This is a genomic window from Streptomyces sp. NPDC051183, assembly GCF_040682455.1.
Classification (GTDB): Bacteria; Actinomycetota; Actinomycetes; order Streptomycetales; family Streptomycetaceae; genus Streptomyces.
This window is the reverse complement of the sequence record NZ_JBFBBA010000016.1, coordinates 112,609-137,560: the sequence shown is the minus strand read 5'-3', so window position 1 is coordinate 137,560 and position 24,952 is coordinate 112,609. Positions and strand designations below refer to the sequence as shown.

Annotated in this window: 26 protein-coding genes and 1 riboswitch; of the genes, 10 read left to right on the top strand and 16 right to left on the bottom strand. The window is 72.8% G+C overall.

The features are described 5' to 3' along the window. Positions 1-4: 4 nt before the first annotated feature. Both AB0M99_RS16745 and AB0M99_RS16740 read right to left on the bottom strand, forming a co-directional pair. The gene (locus AB0M99_RS16745) at positions 5-700 is read right to left on the bottom strand and encodes a lysoplasmalogenase (RefSeq protein WP_365920930.1); all 696 of its coding nucleotides are present in this window, start codon (positions 698-700) and stop codon (positions 5-7) included. Further along, the gene (locus tag AB0M99_RS16740; RefSeq protein WP_365920928.1) at positions 697-1,656 is read right to left on the bottom strand and encodes a sterol desaturase family protein; all 960 of its coding nucleotides are present in this window, start codon (positions 1,654-1,656) and stop codon (positions 697-699) included. Before AB0M99_RS16740 ends, AB0M99_RS16745 begins: the two co-directional genes overlap by 4 nt. A gap of 113 nt (positions 1,657-1,769) precedes the next feature. On the opposite strand from AB0M99_RS16740, the gene AB0M99_RS16735 reads away from it, so the two are divergent. Continuing rightward, positions 1,770-4,853 (top strand): NACHT domain-containing protein, encoded by a 3,084-nt coding sequence (locus AB0M99_RS16735; RefSeq protein ID WP_365920927.1) that lies wholly within the window; start codon positions 1,770-1,772, stop codon positions 4,851-4,853. 23 nt (positions 4,854-4,876) lie between these two features. On the opposite strand, the gene AB0M99_RS16730 is transcribed toward AB0M99_RS16735, so the two are convergent. The 4 genes from AB0M99_RS16730 to AB0M99_RS16715 are packed head-to-tail and all read right to left on the bottom strand — an operon-like array spanning position 4,877 to position 9,075. Next, a complete protein-coding gene (locus tag AB0M99_RS16730; protein ID WP_365920925.1) occupies positions 4,877-6,097 on the bottom strand; it encodes an amidohydrolase family protein in 1,221 nt (406 codons plus the stop codon). After that, positions 6,094-7,380: an amidohydrolase family protein gene (locus tag AB0M99_RS16725; RefSeq protein WP_365920923.1), complete on the bottom strand. Its 1,287-nt coding sequence runs from the start codon at positions 7,378-7,380 to the stop codon at positions 6,094-6,096. The genes AB0M99_RS16730 and AB0M99_RS16725 overlap by 4 nt, the downstream gene beginning before the upstream one ends. A gap of 11 nt (positions 7,381-7,391) precedes the next feature. Then, positions 7,392-8,276 (bottom strand): SDR family NAD(P)-dependent oxidoreductase, encoded by an 885-nt coding sequence (locus tag AB0M99_RS16720; protein ID WP_365920921.1) that lies wholly within the window; start codon positions 8,274-8,276, stop codon positions 7,392-7,394. Between the two features lies 1 nt (position 8,277). Continuing rightward, positions 8,278-9,075, bottom strand: coding sequence for an acetoacetate decarboxylase family protein (locus tag AB0M99_RS16715; RefSeq protein WP_365920919.1), 798 nt, complete (start codon positions 9,073-9,075; stop codon positions 8,278-8,280). Positions 9,076-9,200: 125 nt separating this feature from the next. Between AB0M99_RS16715 and AB0M99_RS16710 the strand changes: the two genes are divergently transcribed. From AB0M99_RS16710 to AB0M99_RS16690, 5 genes are all read left to right on the top strand, one after another. Beyond that, positions 9,201-9,878, top strand: coding sequence for a TetR family transcriptional regulator (locus tag AB0M99_RS16710; protein ID WP_365920917.1), 678 nt, complete (start codon positions 9,201-9,203; stop codon positions 9,876-9,878). 43 nt (positions 9,879-9,921) lie between these two features. Beyond that, positions 9,922-10,899, top strand: a complete 978-nt coding sequence (locus AB0M99_RS16705) for a DEDDh family exonuclease (RefSeq protein WP_365920915.1) — start codon at positions 9,922-9,924, stop codon at positions 10,897-10,899. A gap of 83 nt (positions 10,900-10,982) precedes the next feature. Continuing rightward, the gene (locus AB0M99_RS16700; RefSeq protein WP_112453882.1) at positions 10,983-11,216 is read left to right on the top strand and encodes a hypothetical protein; all 234 of its coding nucleotides are present in this window, start codon (positions 10,983-10,985) and stop codon (positions 11,214-11,216) included. Positions 11,217-11,352: 136 nt separating this feature from the next. Then, positions 11,353-12,150 carry an SURF1 family protein gene (locus AB0M99_RS16695; protein WP_365920913.1) on the top strand — a complete coding sequence of 266 codons (798 nt, stop codon included), beginning with the start codon at positions 11,353-11,355 and terminating at the stop codon, positions 12,148-12,150. A gap of 10 nt (positions 12,151-12,160) precedes the next feature. Then, complete coding sequence (locus tag AB0M99_RS16690) at positions 12,161-12,916, top strand: SDR family oxidoreductase (RefSeq protein ID WP_365920911.1); 756 nt, start codon at positions 12,161-12,163, stop codon at positions 12,914-12,916. A 25-nt stretch (positions 12,917-12,941) separates the two neighbouring features. Here the strand turns inward: AB0M99_RS16690 and amaP are convergent, their stop codons facing one another. The 8 genes from amaP to AB0M99_RS16650 form a co-directional block, all read right to left on the bottom strand. Next, a complete protein-coding gene (gene amaP, locus AB0M99_RS16685; RefSeq protein ID WP_365920909.1) occupies positions 12,942-13,508 on the bottom strand; it encodes an alkaline shock response membrane anchor protein AmaP in 567 nt (188 codons plus the stop codon). After that, positions 13,505-14,050 carry a DUF6286 domain-containing protein gene (locus AB0M99_RS16680; RefSeq protein ID WP_365920907.1) on the bottom strand — a complete coding sequence of 182 codons (546 nt, stop codon included), beginning with the start codon at positions 14,048-14,050 and terminating at the stop codon, positions 13,505-13,507. Before AB0M99_RS16680 ends, amaP begins: the two co-directional genes overlap by 4 nt. Continuing rightward, on the bottom strand, positions 14,047-14,451 hold the full coding sequence (locus AB0M99_RS16675; RefSeq protein WP_365920905.1) for a hypothetical protein: 405 nt from the start codon (positions 14,449-14,451) through the stop codon (positions 14,047-14,049). Before AB0M99_RS16675 ends, AB0M99_RS16680 begins: the two co-directional genes overlap by 4 nt. 9 nt (positions 14,452-14,460) lie before the next feature. Beyond that, complete coding sequence (locus AB0M99_RS16670) at positions 14,461-14,658, bottom strand: hypothetical protein (protein ID WP_365920903.1); 198 nt, start codon at positions 14,656-14,658, stop codon at positions 14,461-14,463. A 60-nt stretch (positions 14,659-14,718) separates the two neighbouring features. Beyond that, positions 14,719-15,150 carry an Asp23/Gls24 family envelope stress response protein gene (locus AB0M99_RS16665; RefSeq protein WP_365920901.1) on the bottom strand — a complete coding sequence of 144 codons (432 nt, stop codon included), beginning with the start codon at positions 15,148-15,150 and terminating at the stop codon, positions 14,719-14,721. Between the two features lie 133 nt (positions 15,151-15,283). Continuing rightward, the gene (locus AB0M99_RS16660) at positions 15,284-16,063 is read right to left on the bottom strand and encodes an enoyl-CoA hydratase/isomerase family protein (RefSeq protein WP_365920899.1); all 780 of its coding nucleotides are present in this window, start codon (positions 16,061-16,063) and stop codon (positions 15,284-15,286) included. A 153-nt stretch (positions 16,064-16,216) separates the two neighbouring features. After that, positions 16,217-16,438, bottom strand: a complete 222-nt coding sequence (locus AB0M99_RS16655) for a helix-turn-helix domain-containing protein (protein ID WP_018518904.1) — start codon at positions 16,436-16,438, stop codon at positions 16,217-16,219. A gap of 341 nt (positions 16,439-16,779) precedes the next feature. After that, complete coding sequence (locus tag AB0M99_RS16650) at positions 16,780-18,378, bottom strand: ABC-F family ATP-binding cassette domain-containing protein (RefSeq protein WP_365920897.1); 1,599 nt, start codon at positions 18,376-18,378, stop codon at positions 16,780-16,782. Positions 18,379-18,657: 279 nt separating this feature from the next. Here AB0M99_RS16650 and AB0M99_RS16645 point away from each other — a divergent pair, with 279 nt between their 5' ends. Together AB0M99_RS16645 and AB0M99_RS16640 are read left to right on the top strand one after the other, a co-directional pair. Continuing rightward, the gene (locus AB0M99_RS16645; RefSeq protein ID WP_365920895.1) at positions 18,658-19,551 is read left to right on the top strand and encodes a neutral zinc metallopeptidase; all 894 of its coding nucleotides are present in this window, start codon (positions 18,658-18,660) and stop codon (positions 19,549-19,551) included. Positions 19,552-19,635: 84 nt separating this feature from the next. Continuing rightward, the gene (locus tag AB0M99_RS16640) at positions 19,636-20,031 is read left to right on the top strand and encodes a VOC family protein (RefSeq protein WP_365920893.1); all 396 of its coding nucleotides are present in this window, start codon (positions 19,636-19,638) and stop codon (positions 20,029-20,031) included. 77 nt (positions 20,032-20,108) lie between these two features. Here AB0M99_RS16640 and AB0M99_RS16635 read toward each other — a convergent pair whose 3' ends face one another. Together AB0M99_RS16635 and AB0M99_RS16630 are read right to left on the bottom strand one after the other, a co-directional pair. Continuing rightward, positions 20,109-21,509 (bottom strand): hypothetical protein, encoded by a 1,401-nt coding sequence (locus tag AB0M99_RS16635; RefSeq protein WP_365920891.1) that lies wholly within the window; start codon positions 21,507-21,509, stop codon positions 20,109-20,111. A gap of 206 nt (positions 21,510-21,715) precedes the next feature. After that, a complete protein-coding gene (locus AB0M99_RS16630; RefSeq protein WP_365920889.1) occupies positions 21,716-22,858 on the bottom strand; it encodes an alpha/beta fold hydrolase in 1,143 nt (380 codons plus the stop codon). Positions 22,859-23,152: 294 nt separating this feature from the next. On the opposite strand from AB0M99_RS16630, the gene AB0M99_RS16625 reads away from it, so the two are divergent. Both AB0M99_RS16625 and AB0M99_RS16620 read left to right on the top strand, forming a co-directional pair. Next, complete coding sequence (locus AB0M99_RS16625; protein ID WP_365920887.1) at positions 23,153-24,427, top strand: inorganic phosphate transporter; 1,275 nt, start codon at positions 23,153-23,155, stop codon at positions 24,425-24,427. A 28-nt stretch (positions 24,428-24,455) separates the two neighbouring features. Further along, positions 24,456-24,677 (top strand): hypothetical protein, encoded by a 222-nt coding sequence (locus tag AB0M99_RS16620; RefSeq protein WP_365920885.1) that lies wholly within the window; start codon positions 24,456-24,458, stop codon positions 24,675-24,677. A 114-nt stretch (positions 24,678-24,791) separates the two neighbouring features. Then, a riboswitch (cobalamin riboswitch) is annotated at positions 24,792-24,921 on the top strand. The last annotated feature ends 31 nt before the right edge of the window (positions 24,922-24,952 follow it).

Below are 24,952 nucleotides of genomic sequence, written 5' to 3'. Positions count from 1 at the left end.
TCGTTCAGTCTTGTATGACTTCCCTACCGTACGCCTGCGTGGCGGGGAGCGCGCCCGAGGCCAGCAGGTACTGGGCCGCGAGGTACGTGGCCATGATCCAGAAGTCGGGGCGGGGCAGCTGCGGCCACTCGGCGACCCCGGTGGCGATCAGCGTGTCGGAGATCAGGAACAGCGCCCCGCCGAGCCCCGCCGCCCGGCCGAGGGCACTGGAGCGGTAGGCCATGGCCGTGAGCAGCAGGCTGTACCCCGCGACGGGCACGCGCAGGTCGGCCGGCAGGTCGCCCCAGAGCAGCGCGACGGTCCCGACGAGCGCCACGGCGTACGCGCCCCCGAGCGCGGGGCTCGTCCTGCCCCGGCCGAAGAGCACGAGGTAGCAGACGTGGCCGGCGGCGAAGGAGCCCATGCCGACGAGGAAGGCGGCATCGGCGTCGAAGAGCAGGGCCAGGTCCCCGCCCCACCCGAACAGCAGGGCCGCGACCAGCAGTCGGGGCGCGCCGCGGGTGATCACGTACGCCACCAGCAGCGGCATCAGCAGCGGCTTGGCGAGGACGTGCCCGAGGTGCCAGCCGGCCAGCAGCGAGCCGAGGTCGGCCGCGGCGGCGGCTCCGAAGGCGCCGAGCAGCACCCGTCCGGCGAGGCCGGCCCCGGCGGCCGCGGGGCGGGCCGCCCAGGACGGCGTACGGGATTCGGTGGCGCTCACGCGACGCGCTCCTGATCCGGGGCGGGGGTCTGGGCGGCGGGGGTCTGGGCGGCGGGGGTCTGGGCGGCGGGGGTCTGGGCGGCGGGGGTCTGGGCGGCGGCGGCCGGGGCAGCGGCGGCCGGGGCCTGCGCGGGCTGCCAGCCGGGGCCGCCGAAGACGCGTCCGGCGCGCTCGCGCCAGCTGTGGGCGGCGCGTACGTCCCGCGCGATGGAGGCGTACTCGTGGGTGGCGACCCGCAGCGGGTTGTAGGTGCTGATGTTCTTGGTCAGGCCGAAGACGGGCTTGTCGGTCTCCCCCACCCAGGAGCCGAACATCCGGTCCCAGACGATCAGGATCCCGCCGAAGTTGCGGTCCAGGTAGCCGCCCTGGGAGGCGTGGTGGACGCGGTGGTGGGAGGGGGTGTTGAGGACGTACTCGAAGGGCCGCGGCAGCTTGTCGATCCGCTCGGTGTGGATCCAGAACTGGTAGACGAGGTTGACCGAGTAGCAGAACGCGATGGCGGCCGGGTGCACGCCGAGGGCGATCATCGGCAGGTAGAACGGCCACGAGGTGGCGCTGGTCCAGGGCTGGCGCAGGGCGGTGGTGAGGTTGAACTTCCGGCTGCTGTGGTGCACCACGTGGCAGGCCCAGAGGATCCGGATGACGTGGTGCCCGCGGTGCTGCCAGTAGTAGCAGAAGTCCTGCGCGAGCAGCATCAGCGGGAAGGTCCACCACAGGAACGGCACGCGCAGCGGCGTCAGCTCGTACACGGCGGTGTAGATCGCGACGACCGGGATCTTCCAGAGCAGGTCGAAGCCGATGCTGCCGAGTCCCATGCCGACGCTGGTGACGGCGTCCTTGGTCTCGTACCCGGCTGCGTCCTCGTCGGGATGGATCCTGTAGCTCACCAACTCGATGACGGTGAGCAGTACGAAGGCGGGTATGGACCACAGCACGACATCGGGCAGGTTCGGCATGTCCGCACCATAGAGGCGCTTCGGGGCCGCCGCTAGGGGTTGTTACCGATCGGTATCCATCGGGGTTACCGGCGGTTCGCGCGATGATGTGCCGACCGAGGGGACGGTGGGGGATGACGGGCTTGGAGACGGCTCTCTTACGGGTGGCGGGCACGGCGGCGGGGACGCTGCTGCGGTCGCGCCTGGGCCAGGTGCCGGGAGCGGGGCTGACGGACGCACCGGTGCGCCCGGCCGCCCGCTGGCGCCGCCCGGTACAGCTGGGCGAGCCGGAGGTCCGCCGGCTCGCCGAGGCGCTGGCGGAGCGGCTGGGCGAGGCCGTGTCCCGGCTGCCGGAGCACGAGCGGCTGGCCGCGCTGGACGCGGTGGCCGACGCCTTCGCCGGGGCGCAGGGCCTGGACCCGGACGCCCTCTTCGCGGCGGACCTGGACCCCGGGGCCCTGGCGGCCGCCCTGCCCGTGCCGCGCGCGGCCGGCCTGAGCACGGCGGCCGAGGCCGCGTACCGGGACCTGGTCCGGCTGTGCTGCGCCCACGCGGTCGAGTACGTGACGACCCTGCCGGGATTCGGCGCCCGGGCGGACGTGGAACTGGTGCGCCGCACCGGCCAGTTGGCCCGGGCGGTGGACCGGCTGGCGGCGGACCGCCCCGACGGGGCCGCGTACGCCTTCGAGCAGCGCTACGCGCAGTACGTCGCCGACACCCACGGCCGCGTCCAGCTCTTCGGCCTCACCCTCAGCCGCGCCCGGCAGGAATGGCCGCTGGACGTGGCCTACATCAGCCTGACGGTGAGCGGCGAGCAGCCGCTGCTGCCGGGCGTGCCCGAGGCGCACCAGACCCCGGTGCGAGCCGAGCAGGCCCTCGCAGCCGCCGAGCGGGTGCTGCTGCGCGGCCCGGCGGGCTCGGGCAAGAGCACGCTGTTGCAGTGGCTCGCCCTGAACGCGGCCCGGCAGGCGGACGGGGCGTGGAGCACCTGCGTCCCGTTCGTGCTGCGCCTGCGCTCCTTCACCTCGTCCGACAGCCTGCCGCTTCCCGAGGACTTCCTGCGCGCCTGCGGCGTCCCCCTCTCCGCGCCGCCCGGCTGGGTGGAGGAGCTCATGGTCAGCGGCCGGGCGCTGGTCCTGGTCGACGGCGTGGACGAGGTCCCGCTGCGGCTGCGCGCCCGTACGCAGTCCTGGCTGCGCTCGCTCCTCGCCGCCTTCCCGAAGGCCCGGTACGTGGTGACCACCCGCCCGTCGGCGGTGCCGGAGGACTGGCTCGCGGGCCAGGGGTTCACCACCCACTCCATGCTGGCGATGGAGCACGAGGACATCCGGGCGTTCGTCGCGCACTGGCACGCGGCGGCCCGCGCGCAGGACGCGGGGGCCGGGGAGGACGTCGACGCGCACGAGGCCTCTCTGCTGGAGGCGGTGGGCAGCCGCCGCGACCTGGCCCGGCTGGCGACCAACCCGCTGATGTGCGCGCTGCTCTGCGCCCTGAACCGCGACCGGCGGATGCAACTCCCGCGGGCCCGCAAGGAGCTGTACGACGCGGCGCTGGACATGCTGCTGGTCCGGCGGGACACCGAGCGGGAGATCTGCGGGGTCGAGGGGGTGTACCTGACCCGCGACGAGCAGATCGCCCTGCTCCAGCGGTTCGCGTACTGGCTGATCCGCAACGGGCAGATGGAGGCGAGCCGGTACGAGGCCGTGGCGCTGCTGGGCGAATGGCTCGACGCGATGCCGCAGGTGCGGGCGCCCGGCGGCGCCGAGCAGGTCTTCTCCCACCTGCTGATCCGCAGCGGGCTGCTGCGCGAGCCGGTGACGGGCTCGGTGGACTTCGTGCACCGCACCTTCCAGGACTACCTGGCCGCCAAGGCCGCGGTGGAGGCACGGGACCTCGGCGTCCTGGTGAGGAACGCCCATGACGACACCTGGGACGACGTGGTCCGCATGGCGGTGGGCCACGCCCGTCCGGACGAGCGGTCCCGCCTGCTGCGCGGCCTGCTGCGCCGGGCCGACAAGGTGAAGGGTGCCCGCAGCCGTCTGGTCCTCCTGGCAGCGGCCTGCCTGGAACACGCCCCGGAACTGGACCGCGAGGTGCGCCGGGAGATCGAGACCCGCACGGCCGATCTGCTGCCGCCGCAGCGGTTCTCGCAGGCCGAGGAACTGGCGAAGGCCGGGGAACTGGTCCTCGACCTCCTGCCCGGGCCGCGCGGCCTGTCGGACCGGGAGGCGGCGGCGGTCGTCCAAACGGCTTACCTCGTGGGCGGGCCGCAGGCTCTGGGTGTCATCGCAAGGTTCCGGACCGATACCCGGTTCGGTGTCAAGGTCCAGCTCGCGCACGGCTGGCAGTATTTCGACCGTGCCGAGTACCTCGAAGCGGTCCTGGCCGAGGTCGATCTGTCGACCACGTACCTGAGGGTGGAATCGGGCGAGGAACTGGCCCTGCTGGACCGGCTCCCGGGGCTCAGGTTCCTGTCCTTGCGGGGAGGGTACGGGATACCCGCTCCGGTGAGGGGCATGGTCGACCTTGAGGGGCTCGCCCTTCAACGGAACGGGTTGCTCGCCGACTTGTCCCCGCTGTCGCGGCTCGAACGTCTCGCCTATATGAACCTGGACGAATGCCCGGGCGTCGGCAGTCTCGCGCCGCTGATGGGGCTGCCCATCCAGTCCCTGAGCCTGTGGCGCATGCGCGCAGGCCTGTCACTGACCCCGCTGTCCTCCATGGACTCCCTCACCGGCTTGTCCCTGGGCTTCGCCACCGGCCTTCCCGATGTCGCGGCCCTGCCCGCAATGGACGGTCTGCGCTCACTGGGGCTGTCCGAGGAGGCGTCCCACATGGAACTGCACGGGCTCGAACGGTGGCCGGACATCAGGGTCCTGACCCTCTGCAGTGGGCGGCAGGTCGATCAGCTCGCGGGGCAGCGGTCCGCGCCGGCTCTGGACCTTCTGCAACTGCAGACCATGCCCGTCGATCCCCGGGCACTGGTCCGGCACGAGCAGCTGACCCAGCTCACCATGTTCAGGTGCACCCTGGCTACGGGGCTGGAGCCCCTGCTGGAACTGCCCCGCCTGACCCGCCTCACTGTCAGTCACTCCGCCGGACCCGTCGACCTGTCCCCGCTGGCGACCGCCGAGAACCTGGTCATCGAGGTGTACGGACCGAACACGCTGATCGGCGCCGACCTGTTCCCGCCGGAGCGGCTCGTGTACATGAGCTGAGCCGCCCCGGGCGGGGAACCGGGCTACCAGACCCGGACCGAGCCCCCTCGGGCGAAGGCCGGGCTGGTGGCCTCGGGCGGGACCTCGGTGAGGGGCTCGGCGATCTCCGAGACCAGCGGCCCGTACTTGGCCGCGACCGCGTCCAGCAGGGTCAGGTCGAAGCCGTAGACCCGGGCGGCGTTGCCGCCGACCATGGCGGCCACCTCCTCGCGCGGGAGGCCCGCGTAGGCGATGCGCAGGCCCTCCCGGGAGTAGGGGGTCGTGCCCTCGTCATGGGGGTAGTCGCTGCCCCACATGATCTTGTCGAGTCCGATCCGCTCCCGCAGCGGGACCTCGTGCGGACGCATGAAGCTCGCGCCGACGAAGCAGTTGTCCCGCCAGACCTCGCTCGGGCCCCGGCCCATCGAAGCGGCGAGGCCCGCGCCGAACTTGGACTCCGCCGTGGCCGAGGCCGCCACCAGGCGGCCGTGGTAGTAGTCCAGCATCTCCATCACGCCCGGGATCCAGCCGGAGCCCTGCTCCGTCAGGACCAGCTTGAGGCCCGGGTGGCGGTGGAAGGCTCCGCCGAAGACGAGGTGCCACAGGGCGCGGTGCGAGAACCAGGTCGTCTCCACCATGAAGACCGCCCGCGCCGCGGGTTCGTCCCCGAGCGGGGGCGAGGCCGAGCCGCCGTGGTGGTTGACCGGGACGTCGAGCTCATCGCACACCGCCCAGATCGGGTCGTACACGGCCGAGTAGAGCTCCGGGACGGTGGAGCCGGGCGGTACGCCGGGCAGCAGGATGCCGCCCGTGAGGCCCGCCTCCCTCGTACGGCGGATCTCCTTCACCGCCGCGTCCACGTCGTTCAGCAGGATCTGCACCACGCCCGCGCGCCGCCCCGGCGCGTCCGCGCAGAAGTCCGCCAGCCAGCGGTTGTGGGCCTGGAGCCCGGCCCACCGCATCGTGTACTCCGCAGCCGTCGGGGGCTGGGCCATCAGGGAGGCCTTGGGGAAGAACGGCGGGATGGTGTTGGGGAAGAGGACCTCGGCGACGATGCCGTCCGCCTCCAGCTCCGCCAGCCGTCGCGCCGAGTTCCAGTTGCGGTCCGCCGTGTCCGCGAGGAGGTCCTCGTACGGGTTCACGTAGGTGGCGGCCCAGGCGTCGAACTCGTCGTGGTACCGCTTCTCCAGGTACGGCTTGTAGTCCAGCAGGTCGGCGCCCGCGTGGCAGTCCGCCGAGATGACGGTGTAGCGGTCCTCGGTCACTGCGAGACCCCCAGCACCGGGAAGTCGTTCTCCGTCAGCCAGTGGCGTCCCACGTCACGCGAGCGGGCCCAGGAGGCCTCCACCGCCGCCTGGTCCGGGCTCTGGCCCAGCTCGGCCGGTGTGGGGCCGATCCGGCGGGCGATCGGGGCCAGCTTCGCGGTGTCGAAGCCGAAGACGTCCGCCGCCGCCAGGCCCAGCATCCGGCGGGTCTCGCCGACCGGGATGTCGTGGAAGGTGTTCTTGAGCCAGGTGCGGGTGTTGGGCCAGGTGCCCTCGGGGTGCGGGAAGTCCGAGCCCCACAGGATGTTGTCCACGCCGATCTCGTAGCGCTGGGCGAGTTCCCGGCGCTTGGTGTTCGTCGCGCAGACGAAGACCTGGCGGTCCAGGTACTCGCTCGGCGGCCGCTTCAGCTCCGCGAACGGCGAGAGCTTCTTGCCGCCGTGCGCGCCGAGGTAGAGCCGGTCCATGAACCACAGCTGGTTCGGCAGCCACCAGCAGCCCGACTCCGCGACGCCGAACTTCAGGCCGGGGTGCCGCTCGAAGACCCCGGACCAGAGCAGGAACCACAGCGGCCGGGCCGGCCACCAGGTGACCTCGGAGACGTAGATGCCGAGGTGGTCCCCGTACTCGTGGCGGGGCGCGGCCCCCGAGTGGGTGACGATCGGCATCGCGGTCTCGGCCGCCGCCGCCCAGACCGGGTCGTAGCGGCGGTCGTGGTAGGGCGCCTTGTCCACCCACATCGAGGGGATCATCAGCGCGCCCAGCCCGGACTCCTTGGCCCGGTGGATCTCGGCGACGACCTTCGACGGCTCGCCGGTGATGGGCAGCAGGGCCACCCCGCAGTGGCGCTCGGGGTTGGCGGAGACGAACTCCGAGAGCCAGCGGTTGTGCGCCTGGGCGCCCGCCATGCCGAGCTCCGGGTCCTGGTCGCCGGAGAGCCCGAGGCCCACCCCGAAGGGGGCGGCGGTCTGGCTGTCGACGGCGTCCGCGTCCGGGAAGACGACCTCGGCGGCCACGCCGTCGCCGTCGAGTTCCTTGAGCCGCTGGGTGGAGTCCCAGCCGCCCTTGAGGCCCTCCTCGTGGTCGTGGAACCACTTCTCGGCGAAGGCCTCGTTGCGCACGCCCAGGCGGGTGGCCTCCTCGCGGCGGGCGTCGCGCTGGCCGAGGAACTCGTCGAACTGGGGGTGGAAACGGGAGTCGAGGTAGGGGCGGTACTGCTCGGTCGGCAGGCCCGCGTGGCAGTCGGAGGAGATGATCAGGTACGGGTCTTCGTACGCGTTCACTGCGAGGCTCCTCAGTCGAGGATGAAGCTTTCCAGGTAGGCGGGGTTGGCGCGGTCGAGCATCGACTGCGACCTGGCGCGGATCTGCCGGTCGCTGTGCTCGCTGGCCGGGAGCATCCAGAAGCGGTCGGCGCGGATGCCGTCCACGACGTGTTCGGCGACCTCCTCGACCGGAGTGAAGTTCACCTCGTGTCCGGCCCGCTTCATCGCGGCCTCGTACTGGTCGAGGCTGCGGTACGGGGTCTTGCGCGGCCGCTCCTTCGCATAGCGGTCGGGCCGGTTGCGGTGCGACTCCCACAGCCCGGTGCGCAGCATGTGCGGTCCGGGGAAGAGGACGGAGGCGCCGATGTCCGCGCCCTCCGCCTTGAGGTGGGCGTAGAGGGATTCGGTCATGGTGACCACGGCCGCCTTGGTGACGGCGTACACGGAGGCGGTGGGCAGCGGGGCGATCCCGCCGTCGCCGGAGGAGGTGTTGACGACGTGGCCGGGGCCGCCGGCCGCGATCATGCGGGGCACGAAGGCCTGGATGCCGTGGAAGACGCCCCAGACGTTGACGGAGAAGGCCCACTTCCAGTCGTTGGGCTCGTGCTCCCACATCCGGCCCTCGGCGCCGGAGCCGACGCCCGCGTTGTTGCACAGGACGTGCACGGCGCCGAAGGTCTCGTACGCGGCGTCCGCGAGGGAGAGCACGGAACCGCGGTCGCTCACGTCGACGAGCCGGGCCAGCACCTGCGCCCCGTCGGCGGTGAGCTCGTCGGCCGCCTTGCGCAGGGCGCCCTCCTCCACGTCGGCGAGGACGACCCGCAGGCCCTCGGCGGCGAAGCGGCGGGCCATGGCGAGGCCGATGCCGCTCGCGGCTCCGGTGACCACGGCCACCTGTCCGGATTCGAGGCGCATCTCACACGCTCCCCTCGGGCGGCCCGTCCATGATCTGCATGGGGTCGTCGTAGCGCTGGTGGATGTAGGGGAGCAGGGCCTGGGCGCTGACCCGCTCGACGACCCTGCCCTTCTGGTCGGTGGTCTTCTCGCCGATGGTGATCTCCACGATCCTGCGTACGGGGAGGTCGGCGACGGGGTCGAACATCGACTCCCGGAGCACCACGTCGCCGGTGATGTGCTCCAGCTTGCGGACCTTCTCGTTGCGCGTGCAGTGCACGAGCACCGGGTCGGAGTCGAAGCCCGAACCGTCCACCGCGGGAAGGAACTTGAAGTAGAAGTCGGTCTTCACCGTCGGCTCGGGCGCCGGCAGTTCGCGGTCCACCGCCCCGCGCACCTCCACGAAGGCGATCCCGTGCCGGGCCAGGGCGGCCCGTACGACGAGCCCGTCGCGCTCGACGGTGACCTCGCCCAGCTTCTTCGGCTCGCCGAAGACCTCGCGGCCGCCGACGAGGGCGCGCTCGTGGGTCATCGGCATGACCAGCGGGTACCAGCCCTCGACCCCGTCGTGCTGGGCGGCGACGGCCACCGAGCCGGCGCCGAGCGGATAGCCGGGCAGGTCCACCTTGCTGATGTTGGCCCGCACGAGGGGCCGTTCGGCCGGCTTGAGCGGCGGCGGCAGCACCGCCGCCACCACGTCCGGGTCGCTCTCCCACACGGCCACCACACCGGTGGACCAGATGTCGGGGAGCTTGGAACTCTTCTCGCGCGACGCCGCGATCTCGGCCTCGGTGCGCGCTCCGTACCGTATGCGTGCCATGAATCGCACCACCCTCGTCTTGAGCGGGGTCAGGTCTGTAACACAGTTACACCGACACCGATGAAGGGTAAAGACCCCTGCACCGACGAGAACTGACGGACCGACAGAAACGTAGGGCGGATGCCATGGCCAGAACCACCCTAACCCGCGGCGAGGTGCTGGACGCAGCCGCCCTCCTCGTCAAGCAGCACGGTCCGGCCGCCCTGACCATGCGCAAGCTGGCCGCCGAGCTGGGCACGGCGGTGACCTCGATCTACTGGCACGTCGGCAACCGCGAGTCCCTGCTCGACGCCCTCGTGGAGCGGACCGTGCAGGAGATGGGCGCCATCCTCCCCCAGACTCCGTCCGGGGGGACCCCCGGGGCCGGCCGCACCCCCGCCGAGCGGATCCTCTCGGTGGCCGGGATCCTGCGGCGCGAGCTGCGCGATCGCCCGCACCTGATCGCGATGGTCCACGAACGGGGGCTCACCGACCGGATGTTCCTGCCCGCGCAGCAGGCGCTGGTCCACGAGGTGCACGGGGCCGGACTGCGCGGCGCCCGCGCCGCCGACGCGGTGCGCGCGATCCAGTTCCAGATCATCGGGTTCGTGCTGGTGGAGCGCAATCGCGAACGCTCCCCCGCGCAGTCCCCCGCCGAGAGCGAACTCTGGGACCCGGCCAACGCCCCCCACGACCCGCCGCTCGCCCGCGCCCTGGCCCGCCCGGCGGATCCCGAGCACCTCTTCCAGCTCTCGGTACGGGCCCTGGTCGCGTCCCTGCTCCGGTCCGGAGCCGACCGCCCGCCCCCGGCCGGACGCCCGTGACGGGGCATCGGGCCCCGGCTGTCGGTCCGGGCCGATATCCTCTGTGACCATGCTCGCCGACCGTACGACCGCAGAGACGACGTGGCCGACCGCCTACCCACAGGGGTACGCGGTCGTCGACGTGGAGACCACCGGGCTCGCTCGTGACGACCGGATAGTCTCTGCCGCCGTCTACCGGCTCGACGCCCAGGGCAATGTGGAGGACCACTGGTACACCCTGGTCAACCCGCAGCGGGACCCCGGACCGGTGTGGATCCACGGGCTGACCAGCGACATGCTCCAGGGCGCGCCGCTCTTCAAGGACATCGCCGAGGAGTTCGCCGGCCGGCTCGCGGACCGTGTGCTCGTCGCGCACAACGCGATCTTCGACTGGCAGATGATCGCCCGGGAGTACGCGAGGGCCGCCGAGACCGCGCCGGTCCGTCAGCGGCTGTGCACCATCGCCCTGTCGAAGGAGCTCAACCTCCCGCTGCCCAACCACAAGCTGGAGTCGCTCGCCGCGCACTTCGGCGTGGTCCAGCAGCGCGCGCACCACGCGCTCGACGACGCCCGGGTCCTGGCGGAGGCGTTCCGGCCGTCGCTGCACGCGGCCGCGCGGGACGGCGTACGGCTGCCGCTGCTGGAGTGCCGGCCGCTGACGGAGTGGTCGGACTCCCCCGCCGCCCCGCGCGTCGGGTACCAGGCGTCGTACGGGAGCGGCAGCTGGCGGCCCTCGCGCAAGCGCCCGCCGTGCCCCCACCCGAACCCGGGACGCTTCGAGGACGGCAAGCCGCTCAAGCAGGGCATGCGGATCGCCTTCTCCGGCGACACCTCGGTGGACCGGGAGCTGCTGGAGGACCGCGCGGTGGAGGCGGGACTGCACATCGCGACGAGTGTGTCGCGGCTCACGAGCCTGCTGGTGACCAACGACCCGGACTCGGCCACCTCGAAGACGGTCAAGGCGAAGTCGTTCGGCACGCCGGTCGTGGACGAGGCCGCCTTCACCCAGCTGCTGCGGGACGTGGCCCCGGCTCAGGACTGAGCGTTGGGCCGGCCGGGTGCAGGCGGGGCGACTCACCCCGGTGGATCTTGTTCCGGTCGGCCGCCCTGCGCAGCATGCGGCGCATGGCACGTTGCGAAGTCTGCGGGAACGACTACGGCATGTCCTTCGAGGTGCACGCGCAGGGCGCCGTGCACGTCTTCGACTGCTTCTCCTGCGCCATTCACCGCATGGCGCCCATCTGCGAGCACTGCCGGGTCCAGATCATCGGACAGGGTGTCGAGGTCGAGGGCCAGTGGTTCTGCGGCGGGCACTGCGCCCGCGCGGAGGGGAAGGTGGGCATCACCGACCGCGTCTGACCCCCGCCGCCCGGCGCTCCCCGTCCTCCCCTCCCCTCCCCTCCCCTCCCCTCCCCTCTCCCCCTCTTCCGCCCACGCGACCCCGGACGGCCACCCGGCCGCCGGGGTCCTCGCCGCTGGGGGTACCGTCGTGGGCGTGTACCGCTTTGTGCTGACCCGGCAGTGGGTGTGCCTCACCCTCATCGGCCTCGCCCTCGTCCCCGCGATGATCAAGCTGGGGTTCTGGCAGTTCCACCGCCATGAGCACCGGGTCGCCCAGAACGAGCTGATCGCCGCGAACCTGTCCGCGAAGCCGGTCCCCATGACCGAGATCACCTCCCCCGGCCACCGGGTCCCGCGCGCAGACTTCTGGCGCGCCGTCACCGCCACCGGCACGTACGACCCCGCGCACGAGGTCGTCGTACGGATGCGCACCTCCAACGACGACAAGGTCGGCTTCCAGGTCATCACCCCGCTCGTGCTCGCCGACGGCCGGGCGGTGCTGGTCAACCGCGGCTGGGTGCCCGGCGGCGACGACCCGCGCGCCTACCCGCCGGTCCCCGCCGCGCCCTCGGGCGAGGTGACGGTGACCGGACGGCTGAAGGCCGACGAGACCAGCGGCGGCAGCGGCATCAAGGACCGCAAGGGCCTGCCCGACCGCCAGGTGATGCTCATCAACAGCGAGCAGCAGCAGGCTTCCCTGGGCAAGCCGGTCCTGGGCGGTTACCTGGAGCTCACCGCTCCGGTCCCGTCGGACGGCGGCCCCGAGGCGGTCGCCGAACCCGACCACGACTCCATCGGCCCGCACATGGCGTACGCCGTCCAGTGGTGGCTGTTCACCCTGGGCGTCCCCGCGGGCTGGGTGGTCCTGGTCCGCCGGGAGAAGCGCGACCGCGAGGAGGCGGCCGCGAAGGAGGCGGCGGCTTCCGCGGACCTGGAGCCGACGACCGCGTAGCGTTGGCCGCATGGATCTTGGACTGAAAGACCGCGTCTACGTCGTCACCGGCGCCACCCGGGGACTCGGCTACGCCTCCGCCCGCGAACTGGCGGCGGACGGCGCGAAGGTGATCGTGACCGGCCGGGACGCGGAACGCGCCGAGCGCGCGGCCGCCTCCCTGGGCCCCGAGGCGCTCGGCCTGGCGGCGGACAACGCCGACCCGGCGGCGGCCGCCCGGCTGATCGCCACGGCCCGCGAACGCTTCGGCCGCTTCGACGGGATCCTCATCAGCGTCGGCGGCCCGGCCCCCGGCTCCGCCGCGGACAACACCGACGAGCAGTGGGAGGCCGCCTTCGAGTCGGTCTTCCTCGGGGCGGTCCGCCTCGCCCGTGCGGCGGCGGCCGAGCTGGGCGAGGGCGGGGTCATCGGCTTCGTCCTGTCGGGTTCGGTCCACGAGCCGATCCCGGGCCTCACCATCTCCAACGGACTGCGCCCCGGCCTCGCCGGCTTCGCGAAGTCCCTCGCGGCGGAGCTCGGCCCGCGCGGGATCCGGGTGGTCGGCCTGCTGCCGGCCCGGATCGACACCGACCGGGTCCGGGAGCTCGACGCCCTGTCCGGCGACGCGCAGGCTGCCCGCGCGGGGAACGAGTCCCGCATCCCGCTGCGCCGCTACGGCACCCCGGAGGAATTCGGCCGCACCGCCGCCTTCGTGCTCTCCCCCGCGGCCTCCTACCTGACGGGCCTGATGCTCCCGGTCGACGGCGGCGCCCGGCACGGCTTCTGACGCGGCCTCCACCGCCGGGCGCAGGTTACGTGACCCGCTGCGCCCGGTGGGCGGTGACCTCCAGGCGGGCCTCCACCGGCAGCTCGGCCAGGCCCGCCGAGGTGCGGGCGTGGTCGAGCACCGGACCCGCCAGCCCGGCCAGCGCGTCGGCCGGTACCGCGTGGGGCTCCAGCTCCAGCGCCACCCGCAGGTGCGGCGCGCCCCGGCGGCCCAGCAGCGCGACCCGGCACCGCGCGACCCCGTCCAGGGCGCCCGCCTCCGCCGCCACCGCCTCCTCCAGCGCCCGGCCCCGCAGCACCGCGAAGGCCCCGTCCCCGGTGTCCACCACCACCGCGGCCGACCTGGAGCGGCGCAGCTGGGACAGCAGCCACCAGAGCGCCAGCAGCACGCACAGCGCGAGCCCGGCCAGCACCGCCCACGCCCACCAGCCCTCGGCGTGCCAGTACCGCCGCCGCGTCCCGGCGCCCAGCAGCGGTGCGTGGCGGCCGCCGAGCGGCCACGAAGCCGTCAGCAGCGACACCCCGGCCGCCAGCAGGACGAGCCCGCACAGTGCCAGCAGCGCCCTGTTCACGGCTCCGAGCAGCCCGTTCACCCCGTGCCTCCGGCGGCGCGGTCCACCCGTACCCGGGGCTCCACCGGGTGCGCCAGCCCGAGCTCCTCGATGCCGACGGCGAGCACCGCGTCCAGGTCCGCCCGTACGTCCTCCAGCTCGCGGAAGTGCGACGCGGCCCGGACCGCGATGTGGGCCCGGCCCACGCTGACCCGTACCGAGCGGACCCCGGACACCTCCATGGCCCGGTCCCGCAGCACCTGCGCGGCGGCCTTGCGCTCCAGCCCGGCGCGGACCCCGGCGTTCGCGGTGCGCATCGGCAGCACCCCGCGCAGGCCCGGGGTGGCGGCGAGCGCCAGGAGTACGGCCCCGGCCACGGCGAGGGCCCCGCCCGCGACCAGCACTCCGAGGTCCGCCGGGGTGTGGAGCTCCAGCCGGCGGGCGAGCTCGCGGCGCCAGTGCATCCCGGGCCGGTCAGCCCGTACGGCGGCCAGGTCGTAGAGGAACAGGCCCGCCGCTCCCAGCACCGCGAGTGCGGTCAGGGCGGCCGGGACCCGCCGGGCGGAGCGGAACCGGGCCGTCACCGCAGCCGCCGGACCCGGCCGGTGGCGGGTCCCGTCTGCGGGGCGTGGAGGTGCTCGATGTCGATGTCCACCTCGGGCACGGCCATCGCCGCACACGCCTCGATGCGGTCGGCGACCTGCTTGCGCACGGCCGCGCACTGGGCGGCTAGGTCGGAGGGGTAGTCGAGCTCCAGGCTGACCCGTACGCGTGCGATGTCGTGGTGCACCGTGACGGCGGCGTGCGGCGGGGCCGGTGCCGGACGCCCCCCGCGCTGCGCGGCGAGCGCCTCCCGGGCGGCCTGCGCGGCGATCTTGGCCACGACCCGGTCGGCGATACGGGTGGCCCCCCGGTCGGCGGCGGCCACCCGGGGCGGGGTGGACCGGGGCGGCGGCGCGGCGCCCGGTGTGCGCGGTGTGCTCATCGGAGCCCCTCACCCGCGCCGGTCGTCGCGGTCGCGGTCGCGGGGGCGGAAGAAGTCGCCCGGTTCGAGGTCGCCGTCGAGGAACCGGCCGACGACGAAGCCGATGGCGCCGAGCGCGGCCACCAGCAGAAAGGCCCCGAAGCCGCCGAAGTACCCGGCGAACCCCAGTGCCATGCCGGCCAACAGGCCGGCGACCGCCATGCTCATGCGGGCTCCCTTCGGCAAAAGGAACGGCTGGAGAAACGGCTGGAGGAACGGCTGGGGCGGCTACTGGAGCCGGGACTCCGGCTCCTCGTCTTCCTCGTCCGGCAGTTTCACGTCGCTGACCGCGATGTTGACCTCGACGACTTCCAGACCGGTCATCCGCTCCACCGCCGAGACGACGTTCTCACGGACGGCCCGGGCCACGTCCCGGATCGACACGCCGTAATCCACGACGATCTCCAGGTCGAGGGCCGTCTGGACCTCGCCGACCTCGGCCTTGACGCCCCGGCTCACGGCTGCCTTGGACCCGCCGGGCACCCGGTCGCGGACGGCGCCGAAGGTGCGGGAGAGGCCGCTGCCGCTGCCCATGGCGTGGACGCCGACCACCTCGCGGGCGGCCAGCCCGGCGATCTTCTCGACCACTCCGTCGGCGATGGAGGTGCGGCCCCGGTCGGCAGGGGCCTTGGCGGCGCTCCCTGGAGCGGATTCGGTCATCGGGTGTCCCTTCGCGCGTGCGGGCTCCCGACCACCGTAAGGCGGCGGGCCCGACGGCGCGCGGGACCCGGCCGCCCGCCGGCCGGGCCGGACCGCCCGGCGGGCGGTCCGGCCCGGGACACGGCGCCGCGGTTCAGTCGGAGACGCCGGCCAGGTCGCGCAGACGGCGGGCCTGCGCCGCGCGCTCGGCGGTGCGCTGTTCGTCGTACGGGCGGGACCCGGCGGCGCGCAGCAGCGCCTTGGTCTCGATCACGGCGTCCCGCGGCGGGGCCAGCAGGGCCGTGGTGAGGTCCTGGACGGCGGCGTCGAGTTCATCGGCGGGGACGACCAGGTTGGCGAGGCCGACGCGCTCGGCCTCCTCGGCGTGCACGAAGCGGCCCGTGGCGCAGATTTCGAGCGCGCGGGCGTAGCCGACCAGGGAGGTCAGCGGCTGGGTGCCTGCGAGGTCGGGGACCAGGCCCAGGCTGGTCTCGCGCATGGCGAACTGCACGTCGTCGGCGACGACGCGCAGATCGCACGCGAGCGCGAGCTGGAAGCCGGCACCGATCGCGTGCCCCTGCACCGCTGCGATGGAGATGATGTCGTTGCGCCGCCACCAGGTGAATGCTTCCTGGTACTCGGCGATGGTGGAGTCGAGCAGTTCGTCGGAACCGCGTGCCAGATCAAGGAAGGAAGGCTCACCCTCGAAGCCCTCGGGGGTGAAGGCCTGCCGGTCGAGCCCTGCGGAGAAGGACTGGCCCTCGCCGCGCAGCACGACGACCCGGACGGTGCCCGGCAACGACCTTCCAGCCTCCGTCAACGCCCGCCAGAGCGCGGGGGATTGAGCGTTTCGCTTGGCCGGATTGGTCAGTGTCACCGTGGCGACCGTGTCGTCGACGGTGAGCCGTACGCCGTCCTTGTCGAGCAGAGCCATCTGTATGCCTCCGGTGTGCAGGCGGCCGCATTCTCGGCCTAAGTGACTGCACAGTAACCACCCAGCCGACCACGGGGCCGACCGGGGGTCACCGAAGGAACCGTCGGAGCTGAAACCGCTGGGTCCATTGGAACCAAGTGTGGAACCGGTGGGTCAGGCCGTAGCCGCCTTCTTGCCGCGCGTCGCGCCACCGCGACCGCGCAGCGTGACTCCGGACTCGCTGAGCATCCGGTGGACGAATCCGTAGGACCGGCCGGTCTCTTCGGCCAGCGCCCGGATACTCGCACCGGAGTCGTACTTCTTCTTCAGGTCTGCCGCGAGCTTGTCGCGCGCGGCGCCGGTTACCCGGCTGCCCTTCTTCAGAGTCTCGGCCACCCGTGCCTCCTCATGGGAAGTGCGCTCTGGACTTCTCATGATCACCCCTCCCACGCTTCCTGGCCACCCATTCAGCAAGGTCGGTACGACGGCATTTCCCGAGGAGTGGACGCACGAGCAGAACGGAATCTCCTCTTCCGCCACATGACCTCCGTCACACTCCTCCGCACTCGACGGGAATCACCAGGTCAGGGGCCGAACGCGGAAAACGAGCGGCCCCGGTCACACATCCGTGCGGATGCGGCCGGGGCCGTCGAACAGCGTGCAACGGTACGAGACCGTCTCACTCAGATGATGGATCACGCCTGAGCCGAATGATCCATAAGGAACTGGATCACATCTCAGGCGAGTGCCACGAGGTCCCGGTAGTCCGGTCCCCACAGGTCCTCCACGCCGTCCGGAAGCAGGATGATCCGCTCCGGCTCCAGCGCCTCGACGGCGCCCTCGTCGTGCGTGACGAGGATGACCGCACCCTTGTACGTGCGCAGCGCGCCCAGGATCTCCTCGCGGCTGGCCGGGTCGAGGTTGTTGGTGGGCTCGTCGAGCAGCAGCACGTTGGCGGAGGAGACGACCAGGGTGGCCAGCGCCAGACGGGTCTTCTCACCGCCGGAGAGCACGCCCGCGGGCTTGTCCACGTCGTCGCCGGAGAACAGGAACGAGCCGAGGGTCTTGCGGACGGCGACCAGGTCCAGGTCCGGCGCGGAGGAGCGCATGTTCTCCAGCACCGTGCGCTCGGGGTCCAGGGTCTCGTGCTCCTGGGCGTAGTAGCCGAGCTTGAGGCCGTGACCGGGGACGACCGTGCCGGTGTCGGGCTTCTCGGTGCCCGACAGCAGGCGCAGCAGGGTGGTCTTGCCGGCGCCGTTGAGGCCCAGGATGACGACGCGGGAGCCCTTGTCGATGGCCAGGTCGACGTCGGTGAAGATCTCCAGCGAGCCGTACGACTTCGACAGGCCCTCGGCGGTCAGCGGGGTCTTGCCGCAGGGCGCCGGGTCGGGGAAGCGCAGCTTGGCGACCTTGTCGGAGACGCGGACGGCCTCCAGGCCCGCGAGCAGCCGGTCGGCGCGCTTGGCCATGTTCTGGGCGGCGACGGTCTTGGTCGCCTTGGCGCGCATCTTGTCGGCCTGCGAGTTCAGGGCCGCGGCCTTCTTCTCGGCGTTCTGGCGCTCGCGCTTGCGGCGCTTCTCGTCGGCCTCGCGCTGCTGCTGGTAGAGCTTCCAGCCCATGTTGTAGACGTCGATCTGGGACCGGTTGGCGTCCAGGTAGAAGACCTTGTTCACGACGGTCTCGACCAGGTCGACGTCGTGGGAGATCACGACGAAGCCGCCGCGGTAGGTCTTCAGGTAGTCGCGCAGCCACACGATCGAGTCGGCGTCGAGGTGGTTGGTCGGCTCGTCGAGGAGCAGGGTGTCGGCGTCCGAGAAGAGGATCCGGGCGAGCTCCACGCGGCGGCGCTGACCGCCGGAGAGGGTGTGCAGCGGCTGGCCGAGCACCCGGTCGGGCAGGCCGAGGGCGGCCGAGATGGTCGCGGCCTCGGACTCGGCGGCGTACCCGCCCTTGGTCAGGAACTCGGTCTCCTGGCGCTCGTACTGGCGCAGCGCCTTCTCACGGGTGGCGCCGGAGCCGGAGGAGATGCGCTCCTCGTTCATGCGCATCTTCTTGAGCAGGACGTCGAGGCCGCGCGCGGACAGGATCCGGTCGCTGGCCAGGACGTCGAGGTCGCCGGTGCGCGGGTCCTGCGGGAGGTAGCCGACCTCGCCCGAGCGGGTGATCGAGCCGGCGGCGGGCTGGCCCTCGCCGGCGAGGCACTTGGTGAGGGTGGTCTTGCCCGCTCCGTTGCGGCCGACCAGGCCGATGCGGTCGCCCTTGGCGATGCGGAAGGAGGCGGACTCGATGAGGACGCGGGCGCCGGCGCGCAGCTCGACGCCGGTGGCGGTGATCACGGAAATACTCCAGGGCGGGATGGGGACGGCGGAAGGGGGGCAGGACGCGAAGCTTCGACGCCGCTAATCCGCGAGGAGATTTGCCATGACAGTCATTCTACCGGGGGTGCGCAACTACTTTCCGGGCCGCCGGACGGCCGGCTCCCCTCCCCCGTGTCCCCCGTTCGGCTCATGGACCACGCCGGGCGGCCGGGGGGCGTATCAGGATGAACAGGTTGATACTCGCCGCAGGGGCGGCCACGGGGCCGCGCCTTCTTCACGATGGGAGGGCGGTGCGGGATGCAGTTCGACGACAACGCCAATCTGGACACTTCCGAGGTCAAGGACGTGCGCGGCAGCGGCCGCATCCCGGGCGGCAGGGCCACGATCGGCGGCGGCATCGTCGGTTTCATCGCACTGATCATGGGGCTCCTGTTCGGTGTCGGCCCGGAGCAGCTGGGCCTGTCCGACGGGAGCCCGGAGCCCGTGGCGACCTCGTCCTCCGTCGCGCAGGTGCAGCAGACGTGCAAGACCGGGAAGGACGCGAACGAGCGGGAGGACTGCCGGCTGGTCGCGGTGGTCAACAGCGTCCAGGACTTCTGGAAGCAGGAATTCCAGCGGCGCAAGGGCCAGTACAGCCCGGCGCAGACGGTGTTCTTCACCGGCCGGGTGAACACGGCCTGCGGGGCCGCCACCTCGGCGGTCGGCCCCTTCTACTGCCCCGGCGACCGGCAGGTCTATCTGGACCTCGGCTTCTTCGACGAGCTGCGGACCAAGTTCGGGGCGTCCGGCGGACCCTTCGCCCAGGCGTACGTGGTCGCCCACGAGTACGGGCACCACATCCAGAACCTGACCGGCACCCTCCAGCGGGCCCAGGACGGGCAGCAGGGCGCGAACAGCAACGCGGTCAAGGTCGAGCTCCAGGCCGACTGCTACGCGGGCGTCTGGGCGCACCACGCGACGACGACCCCCGACCCGGCCACGGGCCGGCCGCTGATCACCAGCCTGACCGAGCAGGACATCAGGGACGGCCTGGACGCGGCGGCCGCGGTCGGCGACGACCGGATCCAGGAGAAGTTCCAGGGCCGGGTGACGCCGGAGTCCTGGACCCACGGCAGTGCCGAGCAGCGCCAGCAGTGGTTCTACCAGGGCTACCGGACGGGCGACATGGCCCAGTGCAACACCTTCCGCTGACTGTCGGCGGCGCCTGCCATGCTGTGGTGCGGGTCACAGCCCACCCATTGACCGATCCGCACTGCACGAGAGGGAGTGATCGTCATGGCAGGTGTTCCGTCCATTTACCCGACGCTGCTCTACGGCAACGCCAAGGCAGCGATCCAGCAGCTGACCGAGGCATTCGGCTTCACCCAGGTGGCGGTGTACGAGGGGGACGACGGCACCGTGATGCACGCGGAGCTGTCATACGGGAACGGCGCGGTGATGCTCGGCAGCAAGGGCCGCGGCGGCGCCTATGACAAGGCCATGGAGGGCGCGGGCCCGGCCGGGGTCTATGTCGTGGTCGACGACGTGGACGCGCACCACCGCCGGGCCGTCGAGCACGGGGTGGAGATCCTCATGGAGCCGACCGACCAGGAGTACGGGTCGCGGGACTACATGGCCAAGGACGCGGAGGGCAACATCTGGAGCTTCGGGACCTACGCGCCGCAGGTCTGAGCGACCCGCGGCGCTTCGGCGTTCCGGATTCCGCTTGCGATTCCGCTTCCGCCGCCGCTTCCTCGGCCGTACGGGCGCTACGCGCCGCCGGTGTGCACCTGGAAGGCCGCCCGGCGCAGCGCCTTGGCGAGCGCCGGGTCGGGGTGCGCGGCGGCGAGCGCGACCAGCACCTGCACGGTGCGGGGGTGGCCGACCGCGCGGACCTCGTCCAGCAGCCGCGGGACGGTGGTGCGCACGGCCGAGTCCAGGTGGCGGGCCAGCAGCTCGGCCTCGCCGTGGTCGGCGATGGCGGCCGCGGTGTCCACCCAGAGCCAGGTCGACTCCTCGGCGGTCAGGACGTCCGGGGCCTCGTCCGGGTCGACCCCGTCGTGCTCGGCGAGCCAGAGCAGCGCGTAGGGGCGCAGCGTGGCCTCTCGGGAGGCCGCGCGCACATCGGGCTCGGCGGGGGCTCCGACCACGCGCAGGGCCTCGAAGGCCAGGCCGCGCAGTAGGGCGTCCTCGCCGCGGGCCGCCTGCAGCAGCTCGGAGACGGCGTGGCCGACCGGCCGGGCGGCGAGCCAGGCCTGGTACTCGGCCCTGGCCGGGCCGGGGGTGAGCCGCGCGCAGCCGTGCAGCATGGCGGCGGCGGACTGCTCGATGTTCCCGGCCGGGCTCTGCGCGGCGACGCAGATCTGCTCCAGCTTGACCCACACGGCCCAGCTGCCGAGCGGGGTGAGCGTGGCCTGCGCCGGCCCGAGGGTGACGGCGTCGACCGCGGCGAGTCCGCCGAGCGCCCAGCGCAGCAGCCGGGCGAGCGGCACGGGGGCCACGGCGGGCGCGGTGTCCGAAGCGGTGTCCGAAGCGGTGTCCGAAGCGGTGTCGGCGACGCTGTCCGCGACGCCGTCCGCGACGCCGTCCGCGGCGCTGTCCGGCGCGGCGGCGTCGTAGGGGATCTCGCAGCGCTCGTCGCGCAGTTCGTCGACGCGCTGGCCGAGCAGGTCCAGCAGGTCCGGGACGGTCACGGGTCCGGCGGACAGCTGGAGCAGCGAGAGCAGCTGGGGCATGGCCTCGACGACCTCGGCGACGGCCGCGGCGGCGATGTCGGCGGGGGCCGGGTGGACCAGCGACCAGGCGTCGAAGAGGGCGACCCAGCCGCGCAGCACCGCGGTGTCGTCGCGGTCCCAGGCGCGCAGCCGCCAGCCGGGACGGGCCTGGCCGCCGTGTACCTCGACCAGGCCGGCGAGCCGGGACCGGTCCCAGCCGACCCGGATCTGGCCGTGCGTCAGGCGCAGCTCGGCGGCGGCCCGTTCGACGTCGACGGCCGGCAGGGCGGCCGCGGGTGCGGGCCGGCCGCCGTCCCCGGCGCCGAGGTTGCGCTCGGCCCAGCGGGCGAGGCGTACGGCGTCGGCGAGCGAGGCGCGGGCTCTGCTCGCGAGTTCGGCCGTGGCGGGGGTGCCCGCCGGAGGCCTTGGGGTGGTCCGGGTTCGCCGGTCGGTCACCGCCTTACGGGCCGTGGCAACGGACCGCGGGGAGACGAGTCGGAGTCTGGAGTCGCGAGCCAACTGCTCATCAGGCTTTCGGGACGTCACGGAAGCAGTCTCGCCCGTCACCGGCCGAAAGCCCAAACGGAACCGGCCCTTTCCACCTGCCGCCACGGGGAACAACGGGACAAAACGCCCGCCCCGTCCCCTGCGGCACACGGCCTTCACATAAGAGGGGTCAGGAAGCGGCGCAGAGCCTCCTCGTACCCGGCCGGATCGGCGTTCCACATCGCCCCGTGCGCCGCCTCGCGGACCGGGTGCAGGGTGACCAGGTCCGGGCGCGCGGCGGCGAGCCGGCGGGCGGGCTCCCAGGGGGCGAGCGCGTCGTCCGGGCCGTGGAAGATCAGGATGGGGACCTTCAGCGCACCGGGGTCGGCCCCCGGCGCGCGGTGGTCGGCGCGCAGCCCGGCCCGCCCCTCGGCCGCCCGCACCGCGAACGGCAGCAGCGCGGCGGGGGTGCGGCGCGCGGCGACGAGCGCGCGCAGGGTGGCGTGCCAGTCGAGCACGGGCGAGTCCAGCACCAGTCCGGAGATCCGGTCGGACAGCGCCGAGCGCTCGACCGCGCGCAGGGCCATGGCCGCGCCGGCGGACCAGCCGTGCAGGACCACGCGGCGGGCTCCGTAGCGCAGGGCGTAGCGGATGGCGGCGTCGAGGTCGCGCCACTCCGACTCGCCGAGGTGGCCGAGGCCGTCCGGGGAGGCGGGGGCGCCGAGGTCGCCGCGGTAGGCCACGTCCAGGACGGGCAGCCGGTGGCGGTGCAGGAAGGGCAGCACCACCATCGGGTGCTCGCGGGTGGCGCCGAGCCCGTGGACGGTGATCACCCAGGTGTCGCGGGCGGCGGGTACGAACCAGGCGGGCAGCGCCCCGAGCTCGCCGGGGATGTCCACGTCGGCGTGGTCGAGCCCGAGGGCGGTGCGCGGGTTGCCGAGGTGGACCTGCGGGGTCAGGGTGACGCGGGTGCCGGGGTCGAGGCTGCCGTGGGTGACGGCGAGCAGCCGGCGTACGACGGTGTCCGGGCCGTGCGGGGCGTCGGCGATCACCGGGCCGACCACCGCGTGCACCCCGGGCGCGGTCAGTCCGTACGTGCCGTCGCGCAGGGAGGCCAGGGAGCGGGTCAGTTCGACCCGGCCGGCGGCGGTGGAGTGGACGCTGAGCCGGGGCCCGCCGGGCAGGGGGCGCCCCGGTTCGGGGCGCAGGGCCGCGTCGGCGGCGTACCGGCCGGCGGCGACGGCGGTCGCCACCGCGGCCGCGCCGGCACCCAGGATGGTCGTCGTGACGGCCGCTGCCGTCGCCGTAGCGGTGCGCACCGCTCCAGTGTCGGTGCGGGGGCCCCGGCGGGCCACCGGGCGGGCCGGCGGAGGGTGATCTGGATCTCTTCCGGGGGACCGCTCGGGGGGTCCGGGGTGCCGGAGGTCTCCCGCGAGGGGTTCCGTTCACCCGGCTCTGACGTGCGTCAATCGATATATCTACCGCTGTAGCGGGACAAACGTCCCGATGGCATGCCGGGGCGAGACACCGCTTCGCCCGTCTCAGTTCACCTTCCGTTCATCCAGGTTGCTTACGGTCCACGAGCCACTGACGTCAAACAGAAGCCTGGGTAAATGGAGCACATAACGCTTCTCCTCGGGATCGTGATCATCACCGCTCTCGTGTTCGACTTCACGAACGGTTTTCACGACACGGCCAACGCGATGGCCACCACCATCTCGACCGGCGCCCTCAAGCCCAAGACTGCGGTGGCCATGTCCGCCGTCCTGAACCTCGTCGGCGCGTTCATGTCCGTGGAGGTCGCCAAGACGATCTCCAAGGGCCTGGTCAACGAAGAGGGCATTCAGCCAGAAGTGATCTTCGCGGCCCTGGTCGGCGCGATCCTCTGGAACCTCGTCACCTGGCTCGTCGGGCTCCCCTCCAGCTCCTCCCACGCCCTGATGGGCGGCCTGATCGGCGCCGCGGTCGCCTCCGCCGGCCTGGACGCCGTCAACGGCAGCGTCGTCGTCACCAAGGTGCTCATCCCCGCGATCGCCGCGCCCCTGGTCGCCGGCATCGCCGCGATGCTGGCCGCCAAGCTCACCTACAAGCTCGGCAACAAGGTCGGCGAGAAGACCTCCACCAAGGGCTACCGCGCCGGTCAGATCGCCTCGGCCGGTCTCGTCTCCCTCGCGCACGGCACCAACGACGCGCAGAAGACGATGGGCATCATCACCCTGGCGCTGGTCGCCGGCGGTGCGCTCGCCCCCGGGTCCAACCCGCCGGTCTGGGTCATCGTCTCCGCCGGCCTGGCCATCGCGATGGGCACCTACCTCGGCGGCTGGCGCATCATCCGCACCATGGGCAGCGGCCTGACCGACCTGCAGCCGCAGCAGGGCTTCGCCGCCCAGACCTCGGCCGCCAGCGTCATCCTGGCCTCCTCCAGCCTCGGCTTCTCCCTCTCCACCACCCACGCCTGCTCCGGCGCGGTCATGGGTGCGGGCCTGGGCCGCAAGGGCGGTGTGGTCCGCTGGTCCACCGCCACCCGCATGTTCATCGCGTGGGGCCTGACCCTGCCGGCCGCCGCCCTCGTCGCCTCCGGCGCCGAGCTGGTCATGCGCACCGGTGACGTCGGCGTCGCCGGCGTGGCGGTCTTCCTGGTCGCCTCGTGCATCGCCATCTGGGTCATCTCCCGCCGCCAGGTCGTCGACCACAACAACGTCAACGACGTGGCGCCGGCCGGCGCCGAAGCCGAGCAGCCCGGTGTGGTCACCACCGCCATGGCCGCCGTCGCCGTCCCGCCGACCGCGGGCACGACCGCCGCGGTGACGGACGACGCCCTCAAGGCCACCATCCCGGCCACGACGGCCACCCCGGCGACCCCTGCGGCTCCGGCCGCCGCGGTCTGACCCCGAGAACGACAGAGGAAACGGCAGTATGAAGATCGACTGGGCAGCACTCGGCTCCGTCTTCGGGGTCAGCCTCTCCGCCACCGTCGCGCTCGTGGCCCTCTTCACCCTGGGCCTCGTGGGCCTCTCCAAGCACGAGGCCGCCACCGAGCAGGGCGGCGCCGCCACCCTGGCCCGCAGCGGCGCGTACGCCTGCTTCGCGCTGTGCGCGGCGGCCGTGACCTACGCCATCTACCTGATCGTCAGCTGAGGCACTCGCACACCACGCGTCAGGGCTCCCTCCGGGTTTCTCCCGGAGGGAGCTTTCGCGTACGCCGTCGCAGGTCAACGGCGAGTTGACGGGCGTTCGCGGTGCGTGGTGGACTGCCCGAGCCAATACGGCGGCATGGAGAGGAAGTCCGGTGCGAATCCGGCGCGGTCCCGCCACTGTCACCGGACGCTCTGCCGAGCGGATCCGGGAGCCAGGAACTCTCGCCGCCGGTCACGTCGAACCAGGGCGCGGACCCTGAGTGAGGACATACCTGC

Bases quoted from the DNA above. Each gene is read 5' to 3' on its own strand.
- AB0M99_RS16640 (WP_365920893.1), top strand. From the start codon at position 19,636: ATGGCAGGTGTTCCGTCCATTTACCCGACGCTGCTCTACGGCAACGCC.
- AB0M99_RS16620 (WP_365920885.1), top strand. From the start codon at position 24,456: ATGAAGATCGACTGGGCAGCACTCGGCTCCGTCTTCGGGGTCAGCCTC.
- AB0M99_RS16735 (WP_365920927.1), top strand. From the start codon at position 1,770: ATGACGGGCTTGGAGACGGCTCTCTTACGGGTGGCGGGCACGGCGGCG.
- AB0M99_RS16740 (WP_365920928.1), bottom strand. From the start codon at position 1,656: ATGCCGAACCTGCCCGATGTCGTGCTGTGGTCCATACCCGCCTTCGTA.
- AB0M99_RS16665 (WP_365920901.1), bottom strand. From the start codon at position 15,150: ATGACCGAATCCGCTCCAGGGAGCGCCGCCAAGGCCCCTGCCGACCGG.
- AB0M99_RS16710 (WP_365920917.1), top strand. From the start codon at position 9,201: ATGGCCAGAACCACCCTAACCCGCGGCGAGGTGCTGGACGCAGCCGCC.
- AB0M99_RS16700 (WP_112453882.1), top strand. From the start codon at position 10,983: ATGGCACGTTGCGAAGTCTGCGGGAACGACTACGGCATGTCCTTCGAG.
- AB0M99_RS16690 (WP_365920911.1), top strand. From the start codon at position 12,161: ATGGATCTTGGACTGAAAGACCGCGTCTACGTCGTCACCGGCGCCACC.
- AB0M99_RS16660 (WP_365920899.1), bottom strand. From the start codon at position 16,063: ATGGCTCTGCTCGACAAGGACGGCGTACGGCTCACCGTCGACGACACG.
- AB0M99_RS16720 (WP_365920921.1), bottom strand. From the start codon at position 8,276: ATGCGCCTCGAATCCGGACAGGTGGCCGTGGTCACCGGAGCCGCGAGC.
- AB0M99_RS16675 (WP_365920905.1), bottom strand. From the start codon at position 14,451: ATGAGCACACCGCGCACACCGGGCGCCGCGCCGCCGCCCCGGTCCACC.
- AB0M99_RS16625 (WP_365920887.1), top strand. From the start codon at position 23,153: ATGGAGCACATAACGCTTCTCCTCGGGATCGTGATCATCACCGCTCTC.
- AB0M99_RS16645 (WP_365920895.1), top strand. From the start codon at position 18,658: ATGCAGTTCGACGACAACGCCAATCTGGACACTTCCGAGGTCAAGGAC.
- AB0M99_RS16670 (WP_365920903.1), bottom strand. From the start codon at position 14,658: ATGAGCATGGCGGTCGCCGGCCTGTTGGCCGGCATGGCACTGGGGTTC.
- AB0M99_RS16715 (WP_365920919.1), bottom strand. From the start codon at position 9,075: ATGGCACGCATACGGTACGGAGCGCGCACCGAGGCCGAGATCGCGGCG.